The organism is Streptomyces sp. NPDC085866 (assembly GCF_044541035.1).
GTDB lineage: Bacteria > Actinomycetota > Actinomycetes > Streptomycetales > Streptomycetaceae > Streptomyces.
Map to the genome: position 1 here is coordinate 32,201 of NZ_JBITSQ010000015.1, position 23,880 is coordinate 56,080.

The window sequence follows — 23,880 nt, forward strand, 5'->3', positions numbered from 1 at the left end:
ACTGCCTGGCATCGACGAGGACCCTGTGGCTGCCGGTCTAGAGGATCGAGGCGGCCGTACTGGCGGGTCTGGGCGTGGGTGCCTTCGACCGCGCTCGGCTGCGGAGGGAGACGCGGCCTAGCACTCGATGATGTTGACGGCCAGCCCGCCCCGAGCCGTCTCCTTGTACTTCACGCTCATGTCCGCCCCGGTGTCCTTCATGGTCTTGATGACCTTGTCCAGGGACACCTTGTGGGAGCCGTCGCCGCGCATCGCCATCTTGGCGGCCGTGACGGCCTTCACCGCGGCCATGCCGTTGCGCTCGATGCAGGGGATCTGGACCAGGCCGCCGACCGGGTCGCAGGTGAGGCCGAGGTTGTGCTCCATGCCGATCTCGGCGGCGTTCTCGACCTGCTCCGGGCTGCCGCCGAGGACCTCGGCGAGGGCGCCGGCCGCCATCGAGCAGGCGGAGCCGACCTCGCCCTGGCAGCCGACCTCGGCGCCGGAGATGGAGGCGTTCTCCTTGAAGAGCATGCCGATCGCGCCGGCGGCCAGGAGGAAGCGGACCACGCCGTCCTCGTCGGCGCCGGGCACGAAGTTGATGTAGTAGTGCAGGACCGCCGGGATGATGCCGGCCGCGCCGTTGGTGGGGGCGGTGACCACGCGGCCGCCCGCCGCGTTCTCCTCGTTCACCGCCATCGCGTAGAGCGTGAGCCACTCCATGGCGTGCGCCAGCGGGTCGCCCTCGGCGCGCAGCTGACGGGCCGTGACGGACGCGCGGCGGCGGACCTTCAGACCGCCCGGCAGGATGCCCTCGCGGGACATGCCGCGCTGCACGCACTCGCGCATCACGCGCCAGATCTCCAGCAGCCCGGCCCGGATCTCCTCCTCCGTGCGCCAGGCCCGCTCGTTCTCCAGCATCAGCGAGGAGATCGACAGGCCCGTCTCCTTCGTGAGGCGGAGCAGCTCGTCGCCGGTGCGGAAGGGGTACTTCAGGACGGTGTCGTCCAGCACGATGCGGTCCGCGCCGACCGCGTCCTCGTCCACGACGAAGCCGCCGCCGACCGAGTAGTACGTCTTGGAGAGCAGCTCCGTGCCCGCGGCGTCGTACGCCCACAGCGTCATGCCGTTGGCGTGGTACGGGAGCGCCTTGCGGCGGTGCAGCTTCAGGTCGGCGGCGAAGTCGAACGCGATCTCGTGCTCGCCGAGCAGGCGCAGCCGCTTGGTCGTCCTGATGTCCTCCACCCGCTGGTCCGCCGTCTCCACGTCCACCGTGCGCGGCGAGGCGCCCTCCAGGCCGAGCAGCACCGCCTTGGGCGTGCCGTGGCCGTGGCCGGTCGCGCCGAGTGAGCCGTACAGCTCGGAGCGTATCGACGTGACGGACTCCAGCAGCTCTTCGTTGCGCAGTCGCCGCGCGAACATGCGCGCCGCGCGCATCGGGCCGACCGTGTGGGAGCTGGACGGGCCGATGCCGATCGAGAACAGGTCGAAGACCGAGATGGCCACGGGGAACTCCTCAATACGGGGGGTGGTGCTCAGGGTGTGGTGCGGGGTGGGCACCGCCCCGGCACCGCGCGCACCTTCTGGTGTCCAGTGTGCGCGGTGCCGGGGTACTTCGGACTTACTTGTTCAGACCGGGGTACAGCGGGTGCTTGTCGGCCAGGGCCTTGACCCGGGCCTTCAGGGCCGCCGCGTCGGCCTCCCCGAAGGGAGAAGGCGCCTTGAGCGCCTCGGCGATCACGTCCGCGACCTCGGCGAAGTCCTCGGCCGTGAAGCCGCGGGTCGCCAGGGCGGGCGTGCCGATCCGCAGGCCCGACGTCACCATCGGGGGACGCGGGTCGTTCGGGACGGCGTTGCGGTTGACCGTGATGCCGACCTCGTGGAGGCGGTCCTCGGCCTGCTGGCCGTCCAGCTCGGACTCGCGCAGGTCGACCAGGATCAGGTGCACGTCCGTGCCGCCGGAGAGCACGTTCACGCCGGCCTCGCGGGCGTCGGCCGCGGTCAGCCGCTCGGCGAGGATCCGCGCGCCCTCCACCGTACGGCGCTGGCGCTCCTTGAAGTCCTCCGAGGCGGCGACCTTGAAGGAGACCGCCTTGGCCGCGATCACGTGCTCCAGGGGGCCGCCCTGGAAGCCCGGGAAGACGGACGAGTTCAGCTTCTTCGCGAAGTCCTTCTTCGCGAGGATGATGCCGCCGCGCGGGCCGCCGAGCGTCTTGTGGGTCGTGGAGGTGACCACGTCCGCGTACTCGACCGGGTTCGGGTGGAGACCGGCGGCGACCAGGCCCGCGAAGTGCGCCATGTCGACCCACAGGTAGGCCTCGACCTCGTCGGCGATCCGGCGGAACTCGGCGAAGTCCAGCTGACGCGGGTACGCCGACCAGCCCGCGATGATCACCTTCGGGCGGTGCTCCTTGGCCAGTCGCTCGACCTCGGCCATGTCGACCAGACCGGTCTCGACGTCCACGTGGTAGGCGACCACGTTGAACTGCTTGCCGGAGAAGTTCAGCCGCATCCCGTGGGTCAGGTGGCCGCCGTGCGCCAGGTCCAGGCCGAGGATGGTGTCCCCGGGCTGGGCCAGCGCGAACAGGGCCGCCTGGTTCGCGGAGGCGCCGGAGTGGGGCTGCACGTTGGCGTACTCGGCGCCGAACAGCTCCTTGATCCGGTCGATGGCGATCTGCTCGGCCACGTCGACGTGCTCGCAGCCGCCGTAGTAGCGGCGGCCCGGGTAGCCCTCGGCGTACTTGTTGGTGAGGACCGAGCCCTGGGCCTCCATCACCGCGAGCGGCGCGAAGTTCTCGGAGGCGATCATCTCCAGGGTCGACTGCTGACGGTTCAGCTCGGCGTCGACCGCGGCGGCGATCTCCGGGTCGAGCTCGTGCAGGGACGTGTTCAGGACAGTCATACGGCTACGACTCCTCAGCCGGCGTTCTGGGCGGTGTACTCGTCGGCGGAGAGCAGGTCGGCCGGCTCCTCCGTGACGCGAACCTTGAACAGCCAGCCGCCCTCGAAGGGGGCGGAGTTCACCAGCGACGGGTCGTCGACCACGTCCTGGTTGGACTCGACGATCTCGCCGGAGACCGGGGAGTACAGGTCGGAGACCGACTTGGTCGACTCCAGCTCGCCGCAGGTCTCGCCCGCGGTCACCGTGTCACCGGCCTCGGGGAGCTGGGCGTAGACCACATCGCCGAGTGCGTTGGCCGCGAACTCCGTGATGCCGACCGTCGCGACGCCGTTCTCGTCGGCGGCCGACAGCCACTCGTGCTCCTTGCTGTAGCGCAGCTGCTGGGGGTTGCTCATGGCCTGAATTCTCCTGTACGCGCGGGAGTGCTGGTGAATGGGGGACTGCTGAACCTGCTGATGAGCAGGTGAAGTGTGCGCAGGGTCACGTTCTGGGTACGGACCGCGCCCAGTGTCTACTTCTGGCGCTTGTAGAACGGCAGCGCCACGACCTCGTACGGCTCGTGGCTCCCGCGGATGTCCACACCGACGCCCGCGGTACCCGGCGCCGCGTGCGCCGCGTCGACGTACGCGATGGCGATGGGCTTGCCCAGGGTGGGGGAGGGGGCGCCGGAGGTGATCTCGCCGATGACCTCGCCGCCCGCGACGACGGCGTACCCGGCGCGCGGCACCCGGCGGCCCTCGGCGATCAGACCGACGAGCACCCGCGGCGGGTTCTGCTCGGCCTTGGCGGCTGCCTCGGTGAGCGCCTCGCGGCCGACGAAGTCGCCCTCCTTCTCGAACTTCACCACGCGGCCGAGCCCGGCGTCGAACGGCGTCAGGGACGTGCTCAGCTCGTGCCCGTACAGCGGCATGCCCGCCTCCAGGCGCAGGGTGTCCCGGCAGGACAGGCCGCAGGGCACCAGGCCGACGCCCTCGCCGGCCTCGGTCAGCGCCTGCCACAGCTCCACGGCGTGCTCGGGCTTCACGAACAGCTCGAAGCCGTCCTCGCCGGTGTAGCCGGTGCGGGCGATCAGGGCGGGGACGCCGGCCACCGTGCCGGGCAGGCCCGCGTAGTACTTCAGGCCGTCCAGGTCGGCGTCCGTGAGGGACTTCAGGATGCCGGGGGACTCGGGGCCCTGGATCGCGATCAGCGCGTACGCGTCACGGTCGTCGCGCACCTCGGCGTCGAAGCCCTCGGCGCGCTCGGTCAGCGCGTCCAGCACCACCTGGGCGTTGGAGGCGTTGGCGACGACCATGTACTCGGTCTCGCCGAGGCGGTAGACGATCAGGTCGTCCAGGATGCCGCCGTCGGCCTGGCAGATCATGGTGTAGCGGGCGCGGCCGACGCCGACGGAGGCGATGTTGCCGACCAGGGCGAAGTTCAGCAGGGCCGCCGCCTGAGCGCCGGTCACGGTGATCTCGCCCATGTGGGACAGGTCGAAGAGGCCGGCCCTGGTCCGCACGGCCACGTGCTCGTCGCGCTCGGAGCCGTAGCGCAGGGGCATGTCCCAGCCCGCGAAGTCGGTCATCGTCGCACCGAGCGAGCGATGGAGGGCATCCAACGCGGTGTGACGGAGTTCGGTACTGCTCATCGGTCGGTCGTCTCCCAAGGCATGACGGGCGAGGTCGTTCCTCCCCATCTGTCATCGGAACCTGAGAGGTTCGCCGAGACCGCCACAGGGACGACCACGGCTTGCACCTTGGGTGGAGCCACTGACACAGCGGCCCGCTTTTCAGATGTGCCTCGCCCGCGCGGTAACGGGGCCTGAGAGATTCAAGGGAGGGACTTGCTCCTTCGGCGTCCCAGCGAAGGCTGCTGGGAACTCTCCCGCGCGGATTCAAGCGGCCGGTATGCAGTTGGCGGGCACATCATTGCACGCCTTGCCCCCACCCGTCAGGGCCCGCATCTGTAACCGACCTGTGGCAGTACGCGCACCGAACCACTGGACGCGGCGCATTACCTTCTCTTTACATGTGATGGGCAGGGGATTACGAAGCCCACAGGGGAGGACGATCACGGTGAACAGGACCACGGCCTACGCCGCCACCACCGGCATCGCGGTGCCCGAGCAGCCCTCCGCCCCGGCCCGCGAGCGCTGCGCCGACCGCCCGGCCCCGGTCGTCCGCGACCTGCGCGACCGCGGGGGCCGCAGCCCGCACGCCCTGGTCTTCGGGCCCGCCGACCTGGTGGTGATCACCGGCCTGCCCGGCAGCGGCAAGTCCACGCTGATGCACCGCGCCGTCCCCGGCCACCGCATCGACTCCCAGGACACCCGCGACCGCTGGGACACCCGCATGCCCCGCCTCCTCCCCTACGCGCTCTACCGCCCCCTGGTCCGCCTCGCCCATTACGCCGGACTGCGCCGTGCCCTGCGCACCGGCGAAGGGGTCGTCGTGCACGACTGCGGCACCCAGCCCTGGGTGCGCTCCTGGCTGGCCCGCGAGGCCCGCCGCCGCGGCGGCACCCTGCACCTGCTCCTTCTCGACGTCACCGCCGGCACGGCCCGCGAGGGCCAGCGCGAGCGCGGTCGCGGCGTGTCCCGGTACGCCTTCAGCCGCCACCGCCGTACGACCGCCCGGCTGCTGCGCGCGGTGGAGCGAGGCGAGCTGCCCGCCGGCTGCGGCTCGGCCGTGCTGCTGGACCGGGACGCGGCGGACGTCCTGCACCGCATAACCTTCACCGGCTGATCGGACCGGTCGCTGTCACAGGTACCCGCTAGCCTTTTGATCCTCAGCATGGTTCCCAGCAGGCGGTAGGCAGATGGACTTCCCGGCGGACACTCCCGCGGACTTCCCGGCACAGACGCACCCCCACCCGCACGGCGGTTGGCCCGGCAACGAGCTGGAGGAGGTGCTCTCGGCCTCCCTCGGCATACCCTCCGCGGGCGGCCGGATCATCGAGGTGCTGGGCCGCAGCTTCCTCTGGATCCCCCTGCCGAGCGGCGGCGGTCCGCAGAGCGGCCCCCTGGACCTGCCCACGATGGACATCGAGGGCCAGGTGTACGTCCCGGTCTTCAGCTCCGAGGAACAGCTCCGCCAGGCGACCGGCTCCCACATGTCGTACACCATCGCCCCGGCGGTGGAGTTCGCCCGCGGCCTGCCCCCGCAGGTCGGCATCGCCGTCAACCCCGACGGCGTGGTCGGCATCCCGCTGCCGCCCGAGGCGGTGGCCGAGCTGTGCCGCGTGGACCGCACCCCGCTGGACGGCCCCGGCTCCGGCGGCCGGGTCCGCCTCTTCGAGCCCGACTGGCAGGACGACCCGGTCGACTTCCTGGCCGCCGCCTCCGCCGAGTTCGCCGCCACCGGCGTGGTCCTCACCGCCCGCCGCTGCCTCGCCGCCATCGAGACGGCCGACCCCGTCATGTTCGTGGGCGTGGAACTCTCCCAGTGGGAAGGCGACCTGCGCGCCCTCCCCCTGGACGCCCTCGGCAAGGCCCTCGGCAAAGTCCCGGTCAAGTGGCCCGTCAACCTGGTCCTCCTCGACGTGGCCCAGGACCCGGTGGCGGACTGGCTCAGGACGAACGTGCGCCCTTTCTACCAGTACGGGCATTAGCTTCCACGTCCACGGGAAGCCAACCCGGGGGCAGCCGACCCAGGGGCGCGGGGCTGTGTCCGATATGCGGCTCCGCCGCGGGGCGCGACAAGCCACCACGCACCCGCACCCGCAGACGAACACAAGCCCCCGGGTTACTGGCGCTTAAGCTGTCTCCAAACGCGGGGCACTTCAAAGAAGGGCAAGACAGGTGAGCGCGAGCCCAAGCGGCAGCGTCGAGCACATGCTGCGCCAGGTCACCCCCGGGCGCTACGACGCCTACGAGGCACTGTTGCGCGCCCTCGCCACCCCCTCCTCCGGCCAGATCTGGATGCTCCTGTGGCACGGCCAGGCCGGCTCGCCCGACGCCCAGTACGGAAACATGGAGGTCGACGGCTTCAGCTACGCCCCCTGTGTGACCTCCGCCCAGGAACTCTCGGCGAGCGGCTGGAACCGCTCCTACGAGGTGGTCGACGGACTGGACGTGGCCCGCACCCTCTATCCCGACCACTTCGGCCTCTGGCTCAACCCGCACGCCCCGGGCGGCGGCGTCGGCATCCCCTGGCTGGACCTGCGCCGCATCGCCACCGGCCTGGACCGTCAGCCGGCCGGCCCCCTGCGGCTGTCCGAACCCGGCATCGAGGTCCCGCAGTTCTACGCCCTGCTCGCGCAGAACGCCCACCGCACCCCGGCCCTGCGCTCCCTGCGCCGTGCCTGGGTGCAGCCCGCGCTCGGAGCCCCGTACCTGGCCATCGGCCTGGACGTGTACGACACCTCGCCGGCCGCGGTGGACTCGGTGCGCGCGATGATGCAGCAGTCGGTCGGCGCGGTCCCGGACGGGCTGCCGGTGTCCACGGTGGCCATGACCGACGACTACGACCCGGTCGTGATGTGGATGCGGGCCAACGCCCGCCCGTTCTACGACCGTGAGGCCCACGCGGCCGCCCCGCCGCCCCAGCCGCAGGCCCCCGCTGCCGGCTACGGATATCCGCCCGTGCACGGCGCCTACTGAGCGGTGACACCACGCCCCACCGGGGCGTTCCCCGTCCGTCGGGATGCCCGCCGCATGCGCCGGGTGTCTCCGCCCGAGCGTGTGCGCGACGGGTCGAGGGCGACGAGTGACCGGTCACCGGGTGTGCTGAGCGCGTTCGCGGGTCGGTTCCAAAGGTTCGGATAACGGAACCCCCATGGCCGCATCACGGTTATGCATACTTTCGCCTTGGACTCTGGCGGGTGATCGCGGCCACGCTGAAGACTCCCCACTCAAGACACACGAGGTGCTCACCTCGTGGTCGAGTGCAAGTCGATAAAGCCGCAAACCTTCGCGGCAGACGCGGGCCGGGCAACAACCGGCTAGAGGGGTCGGGTTCACAGTGACCGCACCGATCGAGACCACCGGAGCCGAGGCCGAGACCCCGCCCGAGGCTGTGCTCGCCGGGGTCAAGAAGGCTCAGATCGAAGGGCGTTCACTCACACAGATCGCCTGGACCCGCTTCAAGCGGGACAAACTGGCCGTTGCGGGCGGTGTCGTCGTCATCCTGCTCGTGCTGATGGCGGTGCTCGCGAAGCCGATCGAGTGGGCTTTCGGGCTGGACCCCAACCAGTTCCACCAGGACCTCATCGACCCGGCTCTGCTGGCCCCCAAGGGCAGCTGGGGCGGTATGAGTTGGGACCACCCGCTGGGCGTGGAGCCGCAGTACGGCCGTGACATGCTCGCCCGCGTCATCGAGGGCTCCTGGGTCTCGCTGCTGGTCGCCGGCGGAGCCACCCTGCTGTCCGTGATCATCGGTACCGTGCTCGGCGTCGTCGCCGGCTACTACGGCGGCTGGGTCGACAGCGTCATCAGCCGGCTGATGGACACCTTCCTGGCGTTCCCGCTGCTGCTGTTCGCCATCGCCATCTCGGCCTCTGTGCAGGACGGTTTCTTCGGGTTCAACGGGCTGTCGCTGCGCATCGGCGTGCTGATCTTCGTGATCGGCTTCTTCAGCTGGCCGTACATCGGCCGTATCGTGCGCGCCCAGACGATGAGTCTCGCGCGGCGCGAGTTCGTGGAGGCCGCCACCAGCCTGGGCGCCCGCGGCCCGTACATCCTGTTCCGCGAACTGCTCCCCAACCTCGTCGCGCCGATCCTCGTCTACTCGACGCTGATCATCCCGACGAACATCCTCTTCGAGGCCGCGCTGAGCTTCCTCGGAGTCGGTATCGCGCCGCCGCAGGCTTCTTGGGGCGGAATGCTCAGCAACGCTGTGGATCTCTACACCGCAGATCCGCAGTTCATGTTCGTGCCCGGACTGGCGATCTTCATCACCGTCCTGGCATTCAACCTGCTGGGTGACGGGCTGCGTGACGCGCTCGACCCTCGCAGCAAGTGATCCAACGATCGAGGGGGCATTCCTCACGTGAAGACGAGAAGGGTTACCGCCGCCGTGGCGACGGTCCTGGCGGTCTCGCTCGGCGCTGCCGCGTGCGGCGGCGGTAACGACAGCAAGAACAACAACGGTGGCGGCAGCGGCGCCAAGGACGCGGCGCTGAACTCCATCGTCAACGCGTCGAGCAAGAAGGGGGGGACGGTCAACCTTGAGGACTCCGACGTTCCGGACTCCCTGGACCCGGGCAACACGTACTACGGCTTCGTGCAGAACTTCTCGCGTCTGTACGCCCGTACGCTCGTCACGTTCAAGCCGGCAGCCGGCAAGGACGGCCTGACCGTCGTCCCCGACCTCGCCGACTCCCTCGGCAAGGCCAGCGCCGACGCCAAGACCTGGACGTACCACCTGCGTTCGGGCCTGAAGTTCGACGACGGCACGCCGATCACGTCCAAGGACGTCAAGTACGCGGTCGAGCGCTCCAACTTCGCGCCCGAGGCACTGTCCAACGGTCCCACGTACTTCAAGGCGTACCTGAAGGGCGGCGACAAGTACAAGGGTCCCTACAAGGACAAGAAGGGTATCGACTCGATCGAGACCCCGGACGACCAGACGATCGTCTTCCACCTGGCCAAGCCCTTCGCCGACTTCGACTACCTGGCGACCTTCTCCCAGACGGCCCCCGTGCCGCAGGCGAAGGACGACGGCGCGAAGTACGTCCAGCACATCGTGTCCTCCGGCCCCTACAAGTTCGCCTCGTACGAGGAGGGCGCCAGCGCCTCCCTCGTCCGCAACCCGAACTGGGACCCGAAGACGGACCCGATCCGCAAGGCGCTGCCGGACAAGATCAACGTCAAGTTCAAGGTCAACCCGGTCACGGTCGACAACGACCTGCTCGCCGACAAGATCACGGCCGACATCACCGGCGCCGGTGTGCAGCCGCAGACCCAGCCGAAGATCCTGAGCGGCAAGTACGCCAAGCAGACGGACAACTCGTACGCGGGTGCCACGGGCTACATGGCCCTGAACCAGCACGTCGCCCCGTTCGACAACGCCCACTGCCGCAAGGCCGTCCAGTGGGCCCTCGACAAGCAGTCGGTCATCGACGCCATGGGCGGCGCGCCCAAGGGCGACGTGGCCACCACGCTGCTGCCGCCGTCGGTCAACGGCTACACCAAGTTCGACACCTACGCCACGCCGGGCCACAAGGGTGACGCGGCCAAGGCCAAGGACGAGCTGAAGCAGTGCGGCAAGCCGAGCGGCTTCTCCACCACGCTGACGGCCCGCGCCGACCGCCCCGCCGAGGTCGCGGCCGCCACGGCCATCCAGAACTCGCTCAAGAGCGTCGGCATCAAGGTCGACATCAAGCAGTTCCCCTCCGGCAAGTACTTCTCCAACTTCGCCGGTGTCCCGAGCTACGTCCACCAGCACAAGCTCGGCATGATGATGATGGCGTGGGGCGCCGACTGGCCGACCGGCTACGGCTTCCTGGACCAGATCATCGACGGTTCGGCCATCAAGCCCTCGGGCGGCAACAACCTGATGGAGCTGAACGACCCGAAGATCAACAAGGCCCTGTCCGACGCCATCTCCAACACCGACTCCGCGGCCCGCACCAAGGCCTGGGGCGAGATCGACAAGATGGTCCTGGACAACGCCTCGGTCGTCCCGCTGATCTACCGCAAGAACCTGCTGATCAGGCCTACGTCCGCGACCAACGTCACGGTCACGCAGGCGTACCTCGGCATGTACGACTACACGCTGCTGGGCTCCTCGAAGTAACAGCAGGCCGGATACCCCTGAAAGGCAGGTGAAGGCACCGGGCGGCCGGGACGGACACACTCCGTCCCGGCCCCCCGGAGCCGGACAGCTGTGGCTGCGTACATCATCCGACGCGTCTTCGGCGCTTTGGTGCTGCTGCTGGTGGTCAGCGCAGTCACCTTCGCAATCTTCTTCCTGGTCCCCCGCCTGGGCGGCCAGACGGCCACCCAGCTGGCCACCCAGTACGTCGGCAAGGACGCCAACCCCGAGTCCATCGCCGCGATCAAGAAGAACCTGGGCTTCGACCAGCCCATCTACATCCAGTACTGGGACTACATCAAGGGCCTGTTCGTAGGCGCCGACTACAAGTTCGGTCCCGACGCCACGCATTGCAGCGCTCCCTGCTTCGGGTACTCCTTCAAGAGTCACGTCGAGGTGTGGCCGCAGCTCACGCAGCGCATCCCGGTCTCCTTCTCGCTGGCCGTCGGTGCGGCCGTGATCTGGCTGATCTTCGGTGTGACCACCGGCGTCATCTCGGCGCTGCGCAAGGGCAAGCCCGTCGACCGCATCTCGATGTTCATCGCGCTCGCCGGCGTCTCGCTCCCGATCTTCTTCACCGGCCAGATCATCAACGTCCTGTTCATCTACCAGTGGCCCATCTGGGACAGCACCGACTACGTGCCCTTCACCCAGAACCCGGGTGAGTGGGCCTGGCACCTGTTCCTGCCCTGGGTCAGCCTCGCGTTCCTCTTCTCCGCCACCTACGCCCGGCTCACCCGGGCGGGCATGCTGGAGACGATGAGCGAGGACTACATCCGCACGGCCCGGGCCAAGGGTCTGCGGGAGAGCACGGTCGTCACCAAGCACGGCCTGCGCGCGACCCTCACCCCGATCGTCACCATCTTCGGCATCGACTTCGGCACCCTCATCGGTACCGCGGTGCTCACCGAGACGGTCTTCTCCCTGCAGGGCATCGGCGCGTACTCGATCCAGGCCATCAAGGACAACGACCTGCCCATCGTGATGGCCGTGACCCTGGTCGCCGCCTTCTTCATCGTCTTCTCCAATCTGGTCGTCGACCTGGTGTACGCAGCCATCGACCCCCGCGTGAGGTACTCGTGAGCAAGCTCGAAAAGGCGGCACTGGGCGAACCGGCCACGGACGTCGCCGCCCCTTCCGATGCCGAAGACGCGTTCCTCTCCGTTCGCGACCTGCGCATCCACTTCAACACCGACGACGGTCTGGTCAAGTCGGTGGACGGCGTCAGCTTCGACGTGCGGCGCGGCCAGACCCTGGGCATCGTGGGCGAGTCGGGCTCCGGCAAGTCCGTGACGTCCCTCGGCCTCATGGGTCTGCACCGCGCGGCGAACGCCAAGGTCTCCGGCGAGGTGTGGCTGGACGGCCAGGAGCTGATCGGCGCCGACCCGGACGAGGTGCGCCGGCTGCGTGGCCGCAAGATGGCGATGATCTTCCAGGACCCGCTGTCCGCGATGCACCCGTACTACAAGGTCGGGACCCAGATCATCGAGGCCTACCGGGTCCACAACAAGGTCAGCAAGAAGGTGGCCCGCACCCGCGCCATCGAGATGCTCGACCGGGTCGGCATCCCCGAGCCCGCCAAGCGCATCGACGGTTACCCGCACGAGTTCTCCGGCGGTATGCGCCAGCGCGCCATGATCGCGATGGCGCTGGTCAACAACCCCGAACTGCTCATCGCGGACGAGCCGACCACTGCCCTCGACGTCACCGTCCAGGCGCAGATCCTCGACCTGATCCGGGATCTGCAGAAGGAGTTCGGCTCCGCGGTCATCATGATCACGCACGACCTCGGCGTGGTCGCCGAGATCGCCGACGACGTCCTGGTGATGTACGGCGGCCGGTGCGTGGAGCGCGGACCGGTCGGGGAGATCTTCGACCAGCCGCAGCACCCGTACACCTGGGGCCTGCTCGGCTCGATGCCGCGCATCGACCGCGACACCGCCGACCGGCTCATCCCGGTCAAGGGCTCGCCGCCGAGCCTCATCAACGTCCCCTCGGGCTGTGCCTTCCACCCGCGCTGCCCGTACGCGGACCTCCCCAAGGGGAACGTCACCCGCACGGTGCGTCCCGAGCTGCAGCAGGTTGAGGGCGGCCACTGGTCCGCCTGCCACCTCTCGGCGGAGGACCGTACGCGGATCTGGACCGAAGAGATTGCGCCGAAGCTGTGAGTGAGACGAACAAGACAGACGCCGTCGAGGACGCCGCCGGGAAGGCCGCGATCCCGCAGCAGGCGTCGGCCCCCGAGGGCGGCTCCGCCGAGCGTGAGGTGCTGCTCAGGGTCAGTGGCCTGACGAAGCACTTCCCGATCAAGAAGGGCCTCCTGCAGCGCCAGGTCGGCGCCGTGAAGGCGGTCGACGGCATCGACTTCGAGGTGCGCAAGGGCGAAACCCTGGGCGTCGTCGGCGAGTCGGGCTGCGGCAAGTCGACCATGGGCCGGGTCATCACCCGGCTCCAGGACCCGACCAGCGGCACGATCGAGTTCGAGGGCCGGGACATCACGCGGCTGAGCACCGGGAAGATGCGCCCGATGCGCCGCGACGTCCAGATGATCTTCCAGGACCCGTACGGCTCCCTGAACCCCCGGCACACCATCGGCTCGATCGTCGCGGCGCCCTTCCGGCTCCAGGGCGTGGAGCCCGAGGGCGGGGTGAAGAAGGAGGTCCAGCGGCTCCTGGAGCTGGTCGGCCTCAACCCCGAGCACTACAACCGCTATCCGCACGAGTTCTCCGGCGGTCAGCGCCAGCGCATCGGCATCGCCCGCGCGCTCGCCCTGAAGCCGAAGCTGGTCGTCGCTGACGAGCCGGTGTCCGCGCTGGACGTGTCGATCCAGGCCCAGGTCGTCAACCTCATGGACGACCTCCAGGAGGAGCTGGGCCTGACGTACGTGATCATCGCGCACGACCTCTCCGTCGTCCGGCACGTCTCGGACCGGATCGCGGTGATGTACCTCGGCAAGATCGTCGAGCTGGCCGACCGCAACTCGCTGTACGAGGCGCCGATGCACCCGTACACCAAGGCGCTGATGTCGGCCGTGCCGGTGCCCGACCCGAAGCGGCGGGGCACCAAGAGCGAGCGCATCCTGCTGCGCGGTGACGTCCCGTCGCCGATCGCGCCGCCCTCCGGCTGCCGTTTCCACACCCGGTGCTGGAAGGCGACGCAGATCTGCAAGACGACCGAGCCGCAGCTGCTGGAGCTGAAGCCCGGTCAGCGGGTCGCCTGCCACCACCCGGAGAACTTCGCCGACCAGGCCCCGCAGGACACCGTCCTGCTCACGGCGGCGAAGGAGGCCTCCGAGCTGGTCGGTGAAGCGGTCCTGGAGGAGTCGGCGGAGACGTCGGCGGCGGTGGCCGCCGAGGTCGCGGCGGCGGAGTCGGCCGAGGAGGCCGAGGAGGCGTCGGCCGAGGCCGAGGAATCCGAGGCGGAGCCCGAGGCTGCTGAGGAATCCGGCTCGGAGGAGCCGGAGTCCGCTGACGAATCCGAGGCTCCGGCCCCCAAGTCCCAGGAGTCAACCGACAAGTAGCACATGACAACTGGGCAAAGTCATGTACATGCCTGAACGGGAGAGTGCAGAGTCGTCCGTGTCCGTCCACCGACAGGCACACGCTCGAAAGGGACGACCATGGCACTCTCCCGTTCGGCACGCTTAGGGGCCCTTGCCACCGCGGCGGCCTCCTTCCTGGTCATCGCCGCCTCTCCTGCCCCCACCGCGGGCGCACCCGGCATCGGAGACCCCTACTTCCCACAGCTCGGCAACGGCGGCTTCGACGCCCGCCACTACGACCTGGACATCGCCTACGACCCGGGCACCGGCCGCCTGGACGGCCGTACGACCCTCACCGCCCGCGCCACCCAGAACCTCTCCTCCTTCGACCTCGACCTGCAGCAGCTGGAGATCACGAAGGTCGAAGTCGACGGCAGACGCGCACAGTTCACGCGTGACGGCGACGAGGTCACCGTCACCCCGCGCGGCACCCTCGCCAAGGGCCGCGAGTTCACCGTGTCCGTCACCTACGGCGGCATACCCGAGCCGCTCGGCGGCCCCATCGTCTTCGGCTCGAAGTACGGCTGGATGAAGACCGCCGACGGCGTCTTCGTCGCCTGTGAGCCCAATGCCGCCTCCACCTGGTTCCCGTCCAGCGACCACCCCGCCGACAAGGCCACCTACGACATCCGGATCAAGGCGCCCAAGGGCCTGACCGGCGTCTCCAACGGCCGGCTCGTGTCGACGTACGACTGGGGCGACTCGACGTACACGCACTGGCGCGAGAGCCGGCCCATGGCCACCTACCTCGCCACCGCCACCATCGGGAAGTTCGACGTGCAGACCGGCCGCACCCCGGGCGGCATCCCGATCTACGTCGCCATCGACCCCGTCCTGAAGAACAGCAACAACGTCGACGTGTACGCCGTCACGGCCGCCGCCACCGACTACTGGTCGCAGGTCTTCGGGCCGTACCCCTTCGAGGAGACCGGCGCGATCGTCGACGACATGCCCGAGGCCGGGTTCTCGCTGGAGGTGCAGAGCAAGCCCGCCTACTCGGCCGTGCGCAACGAGACGACCATCGTGCACGAGCTGGCCCACCAGTGGTTCGGCGACTCGGTGAGCGTGGCCCGGTGGAAGGACATCTGGCTCAACGAGGGCTTCGCCACCTACGCCCAGTGGCTGTGGGCGGAGCACCAGGGCACCCGCTCGGCCCACGACTCCTTCCTCGCCGCGTACAACGCCCGCCCCGCCGACGCGGCCTTCTGGCAGATCAAGGTGGCCGACCCGCAGCGCGACACGATGTTCGCCTCCGCCGTCTACCAGCGCGGCGCGATGACCCTGCAGGCGCTGCGGGAGAGGATCGGCGACGAGGCGTTCTTCCGGCTGCTGCCCATCTGGACCCGGCTCCACCGGTACGGCAACGCGGACACGGCCGACTTCATCCGCCTCGCCGAGCGGATCAGTGGGCAGCAGCTGGACGATCTCTTCGACACTTGGCTGTTCACGACAGGCAAACCGACCCTCTAGGCCTGGCTTTGTAAGGTTCACACCCTCTGACAGGTAAGAATGTCAGGGTGCAGCTGCAGCAACTCTTCAGTCCCTCCGTCCAGCACACGCTCGATGTCATCGGCATCTTCGTGTTCGCGATCTCCGGCGCCCTGCTGGCCGTCCGGAAGAACTTCGACGTGTTCGGCATCGCCGTGCTCGCCGAGGTCACCGCACTGGGCGGGGGGCTGTTCCGCGACGTGATCATCGGGGCCGTGCCCCCGGCCGCCTTCACGGACCTCGGGTACTTCTTCACCCCGCTGTTCGCCGCGCTCGTGGTCTTCTTCCTGCATCCGCACGTGGAGCGCATCCAGTCGGCGGTGCTCGTCTTCGACGCGGCCGGCCTCGGCCTGTTCTCGGTGACCGGTACGACGAAGGCGTACTCCTACGGCCTCAATCTGACCGCGTCCGCGACCCTGGGCCTCGCCACCGCGGTCGGCGGCGGCGTGCTCAGGGACGTGCTCGCCAACGAGGTTCCCTCGCTGCTGCGCTGGGACCGCGACCTGTACGCGGTCCCGGCGATCGTCGGCGCCACCATGGTGGTGCTGTGCATCCACTACGACGTGCTGACCTCGTTCACCAGCGGGCTCGCGGTGGTCACCGCTTTCGTGCTGCGCCTGTTTGCGATGAGGTACCACTGGCGAGCGCCGCGCGCGTGGAACCGTCGCTCGACGGTGTCGGAGGAGTAGACCCGGCGGACCGGCCGGTCCCGGTCAGGGACCGGTCCGCGCCCCTGGCGCGGTTCTGGCCCATGTCCAGGGTCAGCCAGCGGAACACCGTGGTGACCTGTGGCCGCCACAGCGCCATGGTGTGCCCGCCCGCGCTGCGCGGCAGGAAGACCACGTGCACGGTGGTCGGCGCCTTGGCGACGGACTCCAGCGCCACGCCCGCCTGGTAGCCGTCGCCGGACTCACCGGAGAAGTACAGCGCGATCCGGGGCGGTGCGGCCGCCTTCTTGAGAAGCAGGTAAGGATTGTTCTCGGCACGCAGCGTGGGGTTCTGGGCGGCGAGGGAGTTGCGCTCGCCGATCGGGTCGTTGTAGCCCGACATGCTCACCGCGGCCCGGTACCGGTCCGGGTGCGCCACGGCCAGCTTGACCGCGCAGTGGGCGCCCGCCGAGTACCCGGCCACCGCCCAGCCCTGCGGGGCCGGCTGGGCCCGGAAGTTGTCCATGACCATCTTCGGCACGTCGATGCTGAGCCAGCTGTCGGCGTTGACCTGGCCGGGGATGTTGGCGCAGCCGGTGTCCACGCCGGCCAGCAGGTTGGTGCGCGGGGCGACCAGGATGAAGGGCGCCACCTGGCCGCTCCTCATCAACGGCAGCAGCTGCTCGTGCGCCTTCATCGACCCGAACCAGGCCTTCGCCGAGCCGGGGTAGCCCGGCAGCAGCTCCACCACCGGGAACTTCTTGTTGCGGTAGGCCGGCTCGTTGTACTGGGGCGGCAGCCAGACGTAGACCTCGGCGTTCACGCCGGAGACCCGTCCCTTGAGCTGGGTGACGCGCACCCCGCCGGCCGCGTGCATGCCGGGACCGTCGGCCTGCTGGAAGTTCTGCCTGACCTTGGGCAACCGTTTCAGCGCTATGCCGCCGGTACCGTCCCGGCCGAGGTCGGCGGCCTGCTGGACGTGGTTGCCGGTGCCGAACAGGTCGGCCCAGTTGTCGTACAGGTTGTTCTGGTTGTTGACCAGCACGAACACCAGCGTGACAGCCGTGCCCTGGGCGAACAGCAGCATCAGCACCCGGGCCGCGGCGCGCAGGGGCCTGGGCCCCCGCATCCTCGACCACAGGACGAGCGGCAATATGACGGCGACCACGGAGAGCACGATGGTCGTGTAGAGGAACGGAGTCCCGGTGAGGCTCATGCCCCCATAGAGGGGAAACGGGGGGCCGGGGTTGTGGACGTGTCGGGACACTTACCTAGAAATTGCCGGAACCTCACCCGGCGGGAGGGCCTCGCCCCATCCTGCCATCCGCCCGGTGGGATCTTGTCATCCGCCCGCAACATACAAAGCTACCGCTTAGTAATTTCCTGTTGTACGGTTCAGTCATGCCAGAAGCAGCTTCCGCACCCTCCCCGTCGCGGGCCGTGATCGGCGACAGCGAGTTCGACCGGGACACCGCGGTCACCCGGCGCGAGCCCGGGGTCTACGACATCGACCTCTCCGCCGGCTGGACCATCATCAACGCCGTCAACGGCGGCTATCTGCTGGCCGTGCTCGGCCGGGCCCTCGCGGACGCCCTCCCGCACCCGGACCCCTTCACCATCTCGGCGCACTACCTGACCGCGTCCCAGCCGGGCCCGGCGGTCATCCGCACCGAACCGGTCCGCACCGGCCGCACCCTCTCCACCGGCCAGGCCTCGCTCTTCCAGTACGACGACCAGGGCAACGAGGTCGAGCGCATCCGCGTCCTCGCCTCCTACGGCGACCTCGCCGCGCTCCCCGACGACGTCCGTACGACGGCGACCCCGCCCGCGATGCCGCCCCTGGAGCAGTGCTTCGGCCCCGACGACTCCCCGGCTCCGGTTCCGGGCAGCTCGGCCATCGCCGACCGGCTGATGCTCAAGCTGGACCCCGCCACCCTCGGCTGGGCGCTGGGTGCGCCCTCCGGCAAGGGTGAGATGCGGGCCTGGTTCGGCCTCGCCGACGGCCGCGACGCCGACCCGCTCTCCCTGCTCCTCGCGGTGGACGCCCTTCCGCCCACCGCCTTCGAGATCGGCATCAAGGGCTGGGTGCCCACGGTCGAACTCACCGTCCACGTCCGCCACCGCCCGGCCCCCGGCCCGCTGCGCGTGTCGATCACCACGCGCAACCTGGCCGGCGGCTTCCTGGAGGAGGACGCGGAGGTCTGGGACAGCGAGGACCGTCTGGTCGCCCAGTCCCGCCAGCTCGCCCGGGCCCGTCTCACCTGACCGGAGTGCGCCGGTCAGGCCCGGCCGAGAGGCCGGCGGCCCATCCAGGCCGCCAGCTGCTCGTAGACGTCCGCTCCCTCGGGTGCCTGGTGGCGGGCGTCGAAGGGGGTGTCCTCGTCGCGGGGGCGGGAGTCGGGCAGCACCTGGCGGGCGGTGGCCAGCGCGAACTCGGCCAGCTCCGGGTCGAGTTCGCCGGGATGGCCGAGGGCCTCGGAGAGGTCCCAGGTGTGGGTCACGATCTCCATGACGTAGCCGGAGAGCGCCGCATGGCCGGGGACCTCGCCCCAGGGCACGCGCACCGGGCTCGTCATCCGCTCGTCGGCCTCCCAGGCCTTCAGAACACGGACGCGCACCTCGTCGTAGGCGGCCGCCCAGCCGTCGTCCGCGACGCCCTCGGTGAACGGGTGGATCGCGAGTCCGTCGCCGCCCTCACCGACCACGGCGATCCGCCGGGTGCCGCCGACGATGTGGCTCAGCAGGGTCCGTACGTCGAACTCGGTACAGGGCGTGGGGCCGTCGAGCTGTTCGGGGCGCACCGTCTTGATGAGCGCGGCCGCCTGCTCGGTGGCGCGGGTGTAGACGGGGCGCGGGTCGATGGTGTTCATGGGATGCCTCTCCGTAGGTCGGTGCAGTGAGGTTCCCTCGATAACCTGACAGCTTCCGTCAGGTTTTCTGGGACAGGGTTTTTCGCCCCAGGACTCCTCACCACCGGCTCGGGCGGCCCCCACGGCACACGGACGCCTGAGCGGTGGCGCGGGTCTACAGGGGGGCGGTGCCCGCCGTGGATTGCTCCGGGCACCCGCCCGGCGGGATCCTGTCGGCGTGAAGTCCGACCGGCTGCTGTCGATCCTGCTGCTCCTGCAGACCCGGGGCCGCGTCCCCGCGCACGAACTCGCCGACCGGCTGGAGGTGTCGGTCCGCACCATCTACCGCGACATCGAGGCCCTGTCGGCCTCCGGTGTCCCCGTGTACGCCGAGCGCGGCCGGCACGGCGGCATCGAACTCCTCGCCGGATTCCGCACGGACGTCACCGGCCTCACCGCCGACGAGTCCCGCGCCCTGTTCATCCTCGCCGCCCAGGGCGCCCACGCCGCTCTCGGCCTCGATGCGGCGCTCGGCTCGGCCCTGCGCAAGGTGATGGCGGCCCTGCCGGCCCCGCACCGGCCCGCCGCCGAGGTCACCAGCCGCCGCATCCTGGTCGACGCCACCCGCTGGCGGAGCGGCCCGCAACAGGCCGTCGACCTGGAGGTGCTCCAGGACGCGGTGTTCTCCGACCGGCGGCTCAAGCTGCGCTACCGGCACAGCGGGGAGCGGGAGCCGCGGACGTACACCGTGGACCCGTACGGCCTCGTCGCCAAGGCCGGGGTCTGGTACCTGGTCGCCGACCGGCGCGGCGCGCCCCGGCTGTTCCGCGCCGACCGGGTGCGCTCGGCACGCCTGCTGGACGACCCGGCTCGGCGTCGGCCCGGTGTCGAACTCGCCGACGTCTGGGAGGTGCTGCGCCGCCAGGTGGAGGAGCGTCCGGAGGACGGGATCGACGTCACGGTACGGATCCGGCGCGAGCGGCTCGACATGTTCCAGCGCATGGCCGCCGCGCAGCTGACCGAACTCCCCGACGACGACGGCGAGAGCGACTGGGTCACCGCCCGGCTGTCGTACCCGGTGCTGCGCGCCGTGCGCCAACTGCTCGCATTCTCGGACCAGGTGGAGATACTCGACCCGCCCGAGGCGCGCGCGGAGCTGCTGCGGGCGGTCCGCTCTGTCACGGCCCTGTACCAGGGGGCGGGCCCGGGCGAGGGATGAAATCCCAGGTGGGCGGCCGTACTTGAAGTGTCCTTTACCCGATTGACAGGCGGCGGACAGGGCGGGCCCAAGAACGCCCTAACCGCCGTTGGTTGAGTGCCCGCCTCAGGATTCCCTCATCTTCCGCGGAGCTGACTCTCATGAAGCGTGCACGCCTCGTTCCCGCCGTAGCCCTGCTGGCGCTGTCCCCGCTGCTGCTCACCGCGTGCGGCTCGGGCGACTCGTCCTCCTCGACCGGCGGCAACTCCGGCCAGGCCTGCCAGGCACCGTCCGGTATGCCGACCGGCGGCACGGGCCGCCGGCCGAGCGGGGCACCGTCCGGCGCGCCTTCGGGTGCCTCCACGGCCGGGGCGCCGTCGGCCCGGCCGAGCGGAGCACCCTCGGGCATGCCGAGCGGCGCGCCCGGCGGCGGCCAGGGCGGTCCCGGGGGCGGCCAGGGCGGTGGCTGCGGCGGTCCGGGCGGGGGGCAGGTCGGGGGACAGGTCGGGGCGCAGGCCGGGGGGCAGGCTCAGCAGGGCTGAGCGACGGGGTCGTACGGCATACGGCAGTACGGCCGAACGGCGGCAGGGGCGGTGCGCCCGGCGGGACGGGCGCACCGCCCCTGCGCGTGTGCCGCGGTCGGTCAGTCCAGCCAGTGCCGGCGGCCGATGCTGATGAGTCGCATCTGCCGGGTGGCGAGCTGGGCGACGCGCTCCCGCTCGTCCGCCGATCCCTCCAGCGTCTCGAGGAAGAGCGATGCGGTGATGAGCATCTGGTCGACGTAGAGATGCGCGAGCATCAGCACGTCGTCGTCGCTCCAGCCTTCGGCCTGAGGGTCCTTGGCCAGCTCGGCCTTCACCTCCTCGGCGAACCGGGCCAGTTGGGACTGGATGGCCTCGCGCACGGGCTGGACCCCGCCGTGCCGCTCGCGGGCGATGAAACGGACGTGGGCGGGATGGGCGTCCACGTGGTGCGCGATCAACTCGATCGCGCGTGTGATGCGCTCCTCGCTGTCGCCCGCCGTGGACACCGTCGTCCGCACCATCGGGTGCAGGCTGCCGAGAGCCTCGTCGACCAGGGCGACGCCGAGGTCGGCGGTGGAGCGGAAGTGCCGGTAGAAGGCGGTCGGGGCGACACCGACGGCGCGGGTGACCTCGCGCAGACCGAGGCTGCTCAGGCTCTGTTCCTCCAGCAGTGCGAGCGCCGCGTCCAGGAAAGCCTGCCGGGTCTTCTGCTTCTGGGCCTGCCGGATGCCGAGGGTGTGACTCATGTCATCCAGTTAACAACTGTTCTCTGGAATTTAAAAGCCGCGGGAGGCGCTAGACTCGAAGTCAGTGAACAACTGTTACTACAACTGTTCACCGAAACTTCACAGAGGCCAGACCCAAGGCATCTCGGAGGGGGGATCTGATCCCATGTTGTTCCTCGTCGTCGCACTCATGCTGCTCGGCGTCGTACTGGGCACCGTCGCTCACGTACCGCTGACCGTCACCGTCACCGCGGCCGCTTTCATCGCCGCCTGGCTCGCCGTCTTCGCGATCCGCGAGCGCCACAGCCGCCGCCGCGGCACCTCGGTCAACTGACCTTCCGCAACGACCTCCAGGAGCTGAGCACCATGCAACTCACCGCACCGGCCACCGGCCGCACCGACACCCGCTCGCAGGCGCGGGACGCCGACGGGATGGCCGTGGCGTCCTTCATCCTCGGCCTTCTCGGCCTGCTCGTCCTCAACCTCTTCCTCGGCCCGATCGCCATCGCCCTGGCCGTCGTCGCCCTCTGGCGCGGCACGACCCGCCGAGGCCGCGCCTACCTGGGTCTGACCCTGGGCATCGCGGACCTGGCAGTCCTGGTGATCGCCATGGAGATGTCCCACACGGTGTCCTGGAGCCTCTGAGCCCAAGGAACATCGCCTGAAGGTGCCGGGCCCCGAGGACGACGGGGCACAGCCGCGAGCCGCGAGCCGCGAGCCGCGAGCCGCACTGCCGGCCGCCGTGTCGCCGGCCGTCGTGGCGACGCACCGTCGACCGCCGTGGCGCCGACCGCCGCACCGCCGGCTGCCATACCGTCGACTGTCGCGCAGTCGACCGCCGTGGCGCTGACCGCTGGCCGCCGTGGGCAGACGTTTCGCAGGGCGGAACCGGTGGGCGCGGCCGACAGCGCCGGGCGCTCCGCCGCCGACGTCAGGTGCAGCCCACGCAAGGCGCACCCGCAGCCGGCGCAGGCCGCATCAGCAGCCGACGCAAGCCGCACCCGTAGCCGAGGCGAGCCGCACTCGCACCCCCCCACAAGGCGCCGCACGGCAAGTACACCCACTCCGGGGCCAAGCCCAACCGCAAGGGCTCGTAGAATCGGGCTCACCATGGCTTACCTCGACCACGCCGCCACGACCCCGATGCTCCCGGAGGCGGCAGAGGCCCTGACCGCCCAGCTGAGCATCACCGGCAACGCGTCCTCCCTGCACGCTTCCGGCCGCCGGGCCCGCCGCACGGTCGAGGAGTCCCGCGAAACCCTTGCCGAAGCACTGGGCGCCCGCCCCAGCGAGGTCGTTCTCACCTCGGGTGGCACCGAGGCCGACAACCTCGCGGTGAAGGGCCTGTACTGGTCCCGCCGAGACGCCGACCCGGCCCGGACCCGCATCCTGGCCAGTCCCGTCGAGCACCACGCCGTACTCGACGCCGTGCACTGGCTCGGCGAACACGAGGGCGCCACCGTCGAGTACCTCCCCGTCGACTCCTACGGCCGCGTCCACCCCGAGGCCCTGCGTGAGGCCGTCGCCCGCAACCCCGAGGACGTCGCCCTGGCCACCGTGATGTGGGCCAACAACGAGATCGGCACGGTCATGCCGGTTCGTGAACTCGCCGATGTCGTAGGTGAGTTCGGCATCCCCCTGCACGCCGACGCGGTCCAGGCCCTCGGTCAGCTCCCGGTCGACTTCGGCTCCTCGGGCCTCGCCGCGATGACGGTGTCGGCCCACAAGATCGGCGGCCCCTACGGCATCGGGGCGCTGCTTCTCGGCCGCGAGTACACCCCCGTACCCGTCCTGCACGGCGGCGGCCAGGAGCGCCACGTCCGCTCCGGCACCCTCGACGTCCCCGCCGTCGCCTCGTTCGCGGTGGCCGCCCGCGTCGCCGCCGAGCAACAGGAGTGGTTCGCCCGCGAGATCGGCGCCCTGCGGGACCGGCTGATCGAGGCCGTCCGCACGGCGGTGCCGGACGCCATCCTCGGCGGCGACCCGGCGCCCGAGGGCCGCCTGCCGGCCAACGCCCACTTCACCTTCCCGGGCTGCGAGGGCGACTCCCTGCTGCTTCTGCTGGATGCCCAGGGCATCGAGTGCTCCACCGGCTCGGCCTGCACCGCGGGCGTGGCCCAGCCCAGCCACGTCCTGCTGGCCACCGGCACCGACCCGGACCTGGCCCGCGGCACCCTGCGCTTCTCCCTCGGCCACACCTCCACGGACGCCGACGTCGAGGCCCTCGCCAATGCGATCGGGCCGGCCGTGGAGCGGGCCCGGGCGGCGGGGCTGACGTAGCGGCGGCGGGG

At 70.1% G+C, this 23,880-nt stretch carries 23 protein-coding genes and 1 riboswitch; of the genes, 16 read left to right on the plus strand and 7 right to left on the minus strand.

What is annotated here, in order from left to right; translation table 11 throughout:
- Window positions 1-117: 117 nt before the first annotated feature.
- The 4 genes from ACIF83_RS33175 to gcvT form a co-directional block, all read right to left on the minus strand.
- Window positions 118-1,485 carry an L-serine ammonia-lyase gene (locus tag ACIF83_RS33175; protein ID WP_398139813.1) on the minus strand — a complete coding sequence of 456 codons (1,368 nt, stop codon included), beginning with the start codon at window positions 1,483-1,485 and terminating at the stop codon, window positions 118-120.
- Window positions 1,486-1,600: 115 nt separating this feature from the next.
- Window positions 1,601-2,881 (minus strand): serine hydroxymethyltransferase, encoded by a 1,281-nt coding sequence (glyA, locus tag ACIF83_RS33180; RefSeq protein ID WP_393480689.1) that lies wholly within the window; start codon window positions 2,879-2,881, stop codon window positions 1,601-1,603.
- Between the two features lie 14 nt (window positions 2,882-2,895).
- A complete protein-coding gene (gene gcvH, locus ACIF83_RS33185) occupies window positions 2,896-3,276 on the minus strand; it encodes a glycine cleavage system protein GcvH (RefSeq protein ID WP_393480686.1) in 381 nt (126 codons plus the stop codon).
- Window positions 3,277-3,392: 116 nt separating this feature from the next.
- Window positions 3,393-4,511, minus strand: a complete 1,119-nt coding sequence (gcvT, locus tag ACIF83_RS33190; protein ID WP_393480684.1) for a glycine cleavage system aminomethyltransferase GcvT — start codon at window positions 4,509-4,511, stop codon at window positions 3,393-3,395.
- Between the two features lie 151 nt (window positions 4,512-4,662).
- Window positions 4,663-4,760: riboswitch (glycine riboswitch) on the minus strand.
- 178 nt (window positions 4,761-4,938) lie between these two features.
- On the opposite strand from gcvT, the gene ACIF83_RS33195 reads away from it, so the two are divergent.
- The 10 genes from ACIF83_RS33195 to ACIF83_RS33240 all read left to right on the plus strand — a co-directional run bounded on the left by ACIF83_RS33195 (window position 4,939) and on the right by ACIF83_RS33240 (window position 16,335).
- Window positions 4,939-5,607, plus strand: a complete 669-nt coding sequence (locus ACIF83_RS33195; protein WP_399732462.1) for an AAA family ATPase — start codon at window positions 4,939-4,941, stop codon at window positions 5,605-5,607.
- Window positions 5,608-5,680: 73 nt separating this feature from the next.
- Entirely contained in the window at window positions 5,681-6,472 is a 792-nt protein-coding gene (locus ACIF83_RS33200) for an enhanced serine sensitivity protein SseB (RefSeq protein WP_393480678.1), read from the plus strand.
- A 223-nt stretch (window positions 6,473-6,695) separates the two neighbouring features.
- Entirely contained in the window at window positions 6,696-7,463 is a 768-nt protein-coding gene (locus ACIF83_RS33205) for an enhanced serine sensitivity protein SseB C-terminal domain-containing protein (RefSeq protein ID WP_399732737.1), read from the plus strand.
- 361 nt (window positions 7,464-7,824) lie between these two features.
- Window positions 7,825-8,823, plus strand: coding sequence for an ABC transporter permease (locus ACIF83_RS33210; protein ID WP_393480676.1), 999 nt, complete (start codon window positions 7,825-7,827; stop codon window positions 8,821-8,823).
- Window positions 8,824-8,850: 27 nt separating this feature from the next.
- Entirely contained in the window at window positions 8,851-10,599 is a 1,749-nt protein-coding gene (locus tag ACIF83_RS33215) for an ABC transporter substrate-binding protein (RefSeq protein WP_399732465.1), read from the plus strand.
- A gap of 90 nt (window positions 10,600-10,689) precedes the next feature.
- Complete coding sequence (locus ACIF83_RS33220; protein WP_393480671.1) at window positions 10,690-11,700, plus strand: ABC transporter permease; 1,011 nt, start codon at window positions 10,690-10,692, stop codon at window positions 11,698-11,700.
- Window positions 11,697-12,785, plus strand: a complete 1,089-nt coding sequence (locus ACIF83_RS33225) for an ABC transporter ATP-binding protein (RefSeq protein ID WP_393480667.1) — start codon at window positions 11,697-11,699, stop codon at window positions 12,783-12,785. Before ACIF83_RS33220 ends, ACIF83_RS33225 begins: the two co-directional genes overlap by 4 nt.
- Window positions 12,782-14,137: an ABC transporter ATP-binding protein gene (locus tag ACIF83_RS33230; protein ID WP_393480664.1), complete on the plus strand. Its 1,356-nt coding sequence runs from the start codon at window positions 12,782-12,784 to the stop codon at window positions 14,135-14,137. The genes ACIF83_RS33225 and ACIF83_RS33230 overlap by 4 nt, the downstream gene beginning before the upstream one ends.
- A 99-nt stretch (window positions 14,138-14,236) precedes the next feature.
- Complete coding sequence (locus ACIF83_RS33235; RefSeq protein ID WP_393480661.1) at window positions 14,237-15,628, plus strand: M1 family metallopeptidase; 1,392 nt, start codon at window positions 14,237-14,239, stop codon at window positions 15,626-15,628.
- Between the two features lie 47 nt (window positions 15,629-15,675).
- The gene (locus ACIF83_RS33240; protein ID WP_393480658.1) at window positions 15,676-16,335 is read left to right on the plus strand and encodes a trimeric intracellular cation channel family protein; all 660 of its coding nucleotides are present in this window, start codon (window positions 15,676-15,678) and stop codon (window positions 16,333-16,335) included.
- Here ACIF83_RS33240 and ACIF83_RS33245 read toward each other — a convergent pair.
- Window positions 16,244-17,509 carry an alpha/beta hydrolase gene (locus ACIF83_RS33245; RefSeq protein WP_399732470.1) on the minus strand — a complete coding sequence of 422 codons (1,266 nt, stop codon included), beginning with the start codon at window positions 17,507-17,509 and terminating at the stop codon, window positions 16,244-16,246. The genes ACIF83_RS33240 and ACIF83_RS33245 overlap by 92 nt on opposite strands.
- A gap of 185 nt (window positions 17,510-17,694) precedes the next feature.
- On the opposite strand from ACIF83_RS33245, the gene ACIF83_RS33250 reads away from it, so the two are divergent.
- Window positions 17,695-18,558 (plus strand): thioesterase family protein, encoded by an 864-nt coding sequence (locus ACIF83_RS33250; protein ID WP_399732473.1) that lies wholly within the window; start codon window positions 17,695-17,697, stop codon window positions 18,556-18,558.
- 14 nt (window positions 18,559-18,572) lie between these two features.
- Here the strand turns inward: ACIF83_RS33250 and ACIF83_RS33255 are convergent, their stop codons facing one another.
- A complete protein-coding gene (locus ACIF83_RS33255; protein WP_393480651.1) occupies window positions 18,573-19,163 on the minus strand; it encodes a TIGR03086 family metal-binding protein in 591 nt (196 codons plus the stop codon).
- 217 nt (window positions 19,164-19,380) lie between these two features.
- Here ACIF83_RS33255 and ACIF83_RS33260 point away from each other — a divergent pair, with 217 nt between their 5' ends.
- Both ACIF83_RS33260 and ACIF83_RS33265 read left to right on the plus strand, forming a co-directional pair.
- Complete coding sequence (locus tag ACIF83_RS33260) at window positions 19,381-20,361, plus strand: helix-turn-helix transcriptional regulator (RefSeq protein WP_399732476.1); 981 nt, start codon at window positions 19,381-19,383, stop codon at window positions 20,359-20,361.
- A gap of 140 nt (window positions 20,362-20,501) precedes the next feature.
- On the plus strand, window positions 20,502-20,882 hold the full coding sequence (locus ACIF83_RS33265; protein WP_399732479.1) for a hypothetical protein: 381 nt from the start codon (window positions 20,502-20,504) through the stop codon (window positions 20,880-20,882).
- Between the two features lie 101 nt (window positions 20,883-20,983).
- Here the strand turns inward: ACIF83_RS33265 and ACIF83_RS33270 are convergent, their stop codons facing one another.
- The gene (locus ACIF83_RS33270) at window positions 20,984-21,610 is read right to left on the minus strand and encodes a TetR family transcriptional regulator (RefSeq protein ID WP_393480644.1); all 627 of its coding nucleotides are present in this window, start codon (window positions 21,608-21,610) and stop codon (window positions 20,984-20,986) included.
- Window positions 21,611-21,755: 145 nt separating this feature from the next.
- Between ACIF83_RS33270 and ACIF83_RS33275 the strand changes: the two genes are divergently transcribed.
- The 3 genes from ACIF83_RS33275 to ACIF83_RS33285 all read left to right on the plus strand — a co-directional run bounded on the left by ACIF83_RS33275 (window position 21,756) and on the right by ACIF83_RS33285 (window position 23,869).
- Window positions 21,756-21,923, plus strand: a complete 168-nt coding sequence (locus tag ACIF83_RS33275; RefSeq protein ID WP_386576612.1) for a hypothetical protein — start codon at window positions 21,756-21,758, stop codon at window positions 21,921-21,923.
- A gap of 32 nt (window positions 21,924-21,955) precedes the next feature.
- Complete coding sequence (locus tag ACIF83_RS33280; protein ID WP_399732482.1) at window positions 21,956-22,234, plus strand: DUF4190 domain-containing protein; 279 nt, start codon at window positions 21,956-21,958, stop codon at window positions 22,232-22,234.
- 465 nt (window positions 22,235-22,699) lie between these two features.
- Window positions 22,700-23,869 (plus strand): cysteine desulfurase family protein, encoded by a 1,170-nt coding sequence (locus ACIF83_RS33285; protein ID WP_393480639.1) that lies wholly within the window; start codon window positions 22,700-22,702, stop codon window positions 23,867-23,869.
- The last annotated feature ends 11 nt before the right edge of the window (window positions 23,870-23,880 follow it).

Excerpts from the sequence above, each read along its gene's own strand:
- ACIF83_RS33285 (WP_393480639.1), top strand. The coding sequence starts at position 22,700 with ATGGCTTACCTCGACCACGCCGCCACGACCCCGATGCTCCCGGAGGCG.
- ACIF83_RS33200 (WP_393480678.1), top strand. The coding sequence starts at position 5,681 with ATGGACTTCCCGGCGGACACTCCCGCGGACTTCCCGGCACAGACGCAC.
- ACIF83_RS33245 (WP_399732470.1), bottom strand. The coding sequence starts at position 17,509 with ATGAGCCTCACCGGGACTCCGTTCCTCTACACGACCATCGTGCTCTCC.
- ACIF83_RS33265 (WP_399732479.1), top strand. The coding sequence starts at position 20,502 with ATGAAGCGTGCACGCCTCGTTCCCGCCGTAGCCCTGCTGGCGCTGTCC.
- ACIF83_RS33205 (WP_399732737.1), top strand. The coding sequence starts at position 6,696 with ATGCTGCGCCAGGTCACCCCCGGGCGCTACGACGCCTACGAGGCACTG.
- ACIF83_RS33250 (WP_399732473.1), top strand. The coding sequence starts at position 17,695 with ATGCCAGAAGCAGCTTCCGCACCCTCCCCGTCGCGGGCCGTGATCGGC.
- ACIF83_RS33275 (WP_386576612.1), top strand. The coding sequence starts at position 21,756 with ATGTTGTTCCTCGTCGTCGCACTCATGCTGCTCGGCGTCGTACTGGGC.
- ACIF83_RS33235 (WP_393480661.1), top strand. The coding sequence starts at position 14,237 with ATGGCACTCTCCCGTTCGGCACGCTTAGGGGCCCTTGCCACCGCGGCG.
- gcvH (WP_393480686.1), bottom strand. The coding sequence starts at position 3,276 with ATGAGCAACCCCCAGCAGCTGCGCTACAGCAAGGAGCACGAGTGGCTG.
- ACIF83_RS33270 (WP_393480644.1), bottom strand. The coding sequence starts at position 21,610 with ATGAGTCACACCCTCGGCATCCGGCAGGCCCAGAAGCAGAAGACCCGG.
- gcvT (WP_393480684.1), bottom strand. The coding sequence starts at position 4,511 with ATGAGCAGTACCGAACTCCGTCACACCGCGTTGGATGCCCTCCATCGC.
- glyA (WP_393480689.1), bottom strand. The coding sequence starts at position 2,881 with ATGACTGTCCTGAACACGTCCCTGCACGAGCTCGACCCGGAGATCGCC.
- ACIF83_RS33280 (WP_399732482.1), top strand. The coding sequence starts at position 21,956 with ATGCAACTCACCGCACCGGCCACCGGCCGCACCGACACCCGCTCGCAG.
- ACIF83_RS33255 (WP_393480651.1), bottom strand. The coding sequence starts at position 19,163 with ATGAACACCATCGACCCGCGCCCCGTCTACACCCGCGCCACCGAGCAG.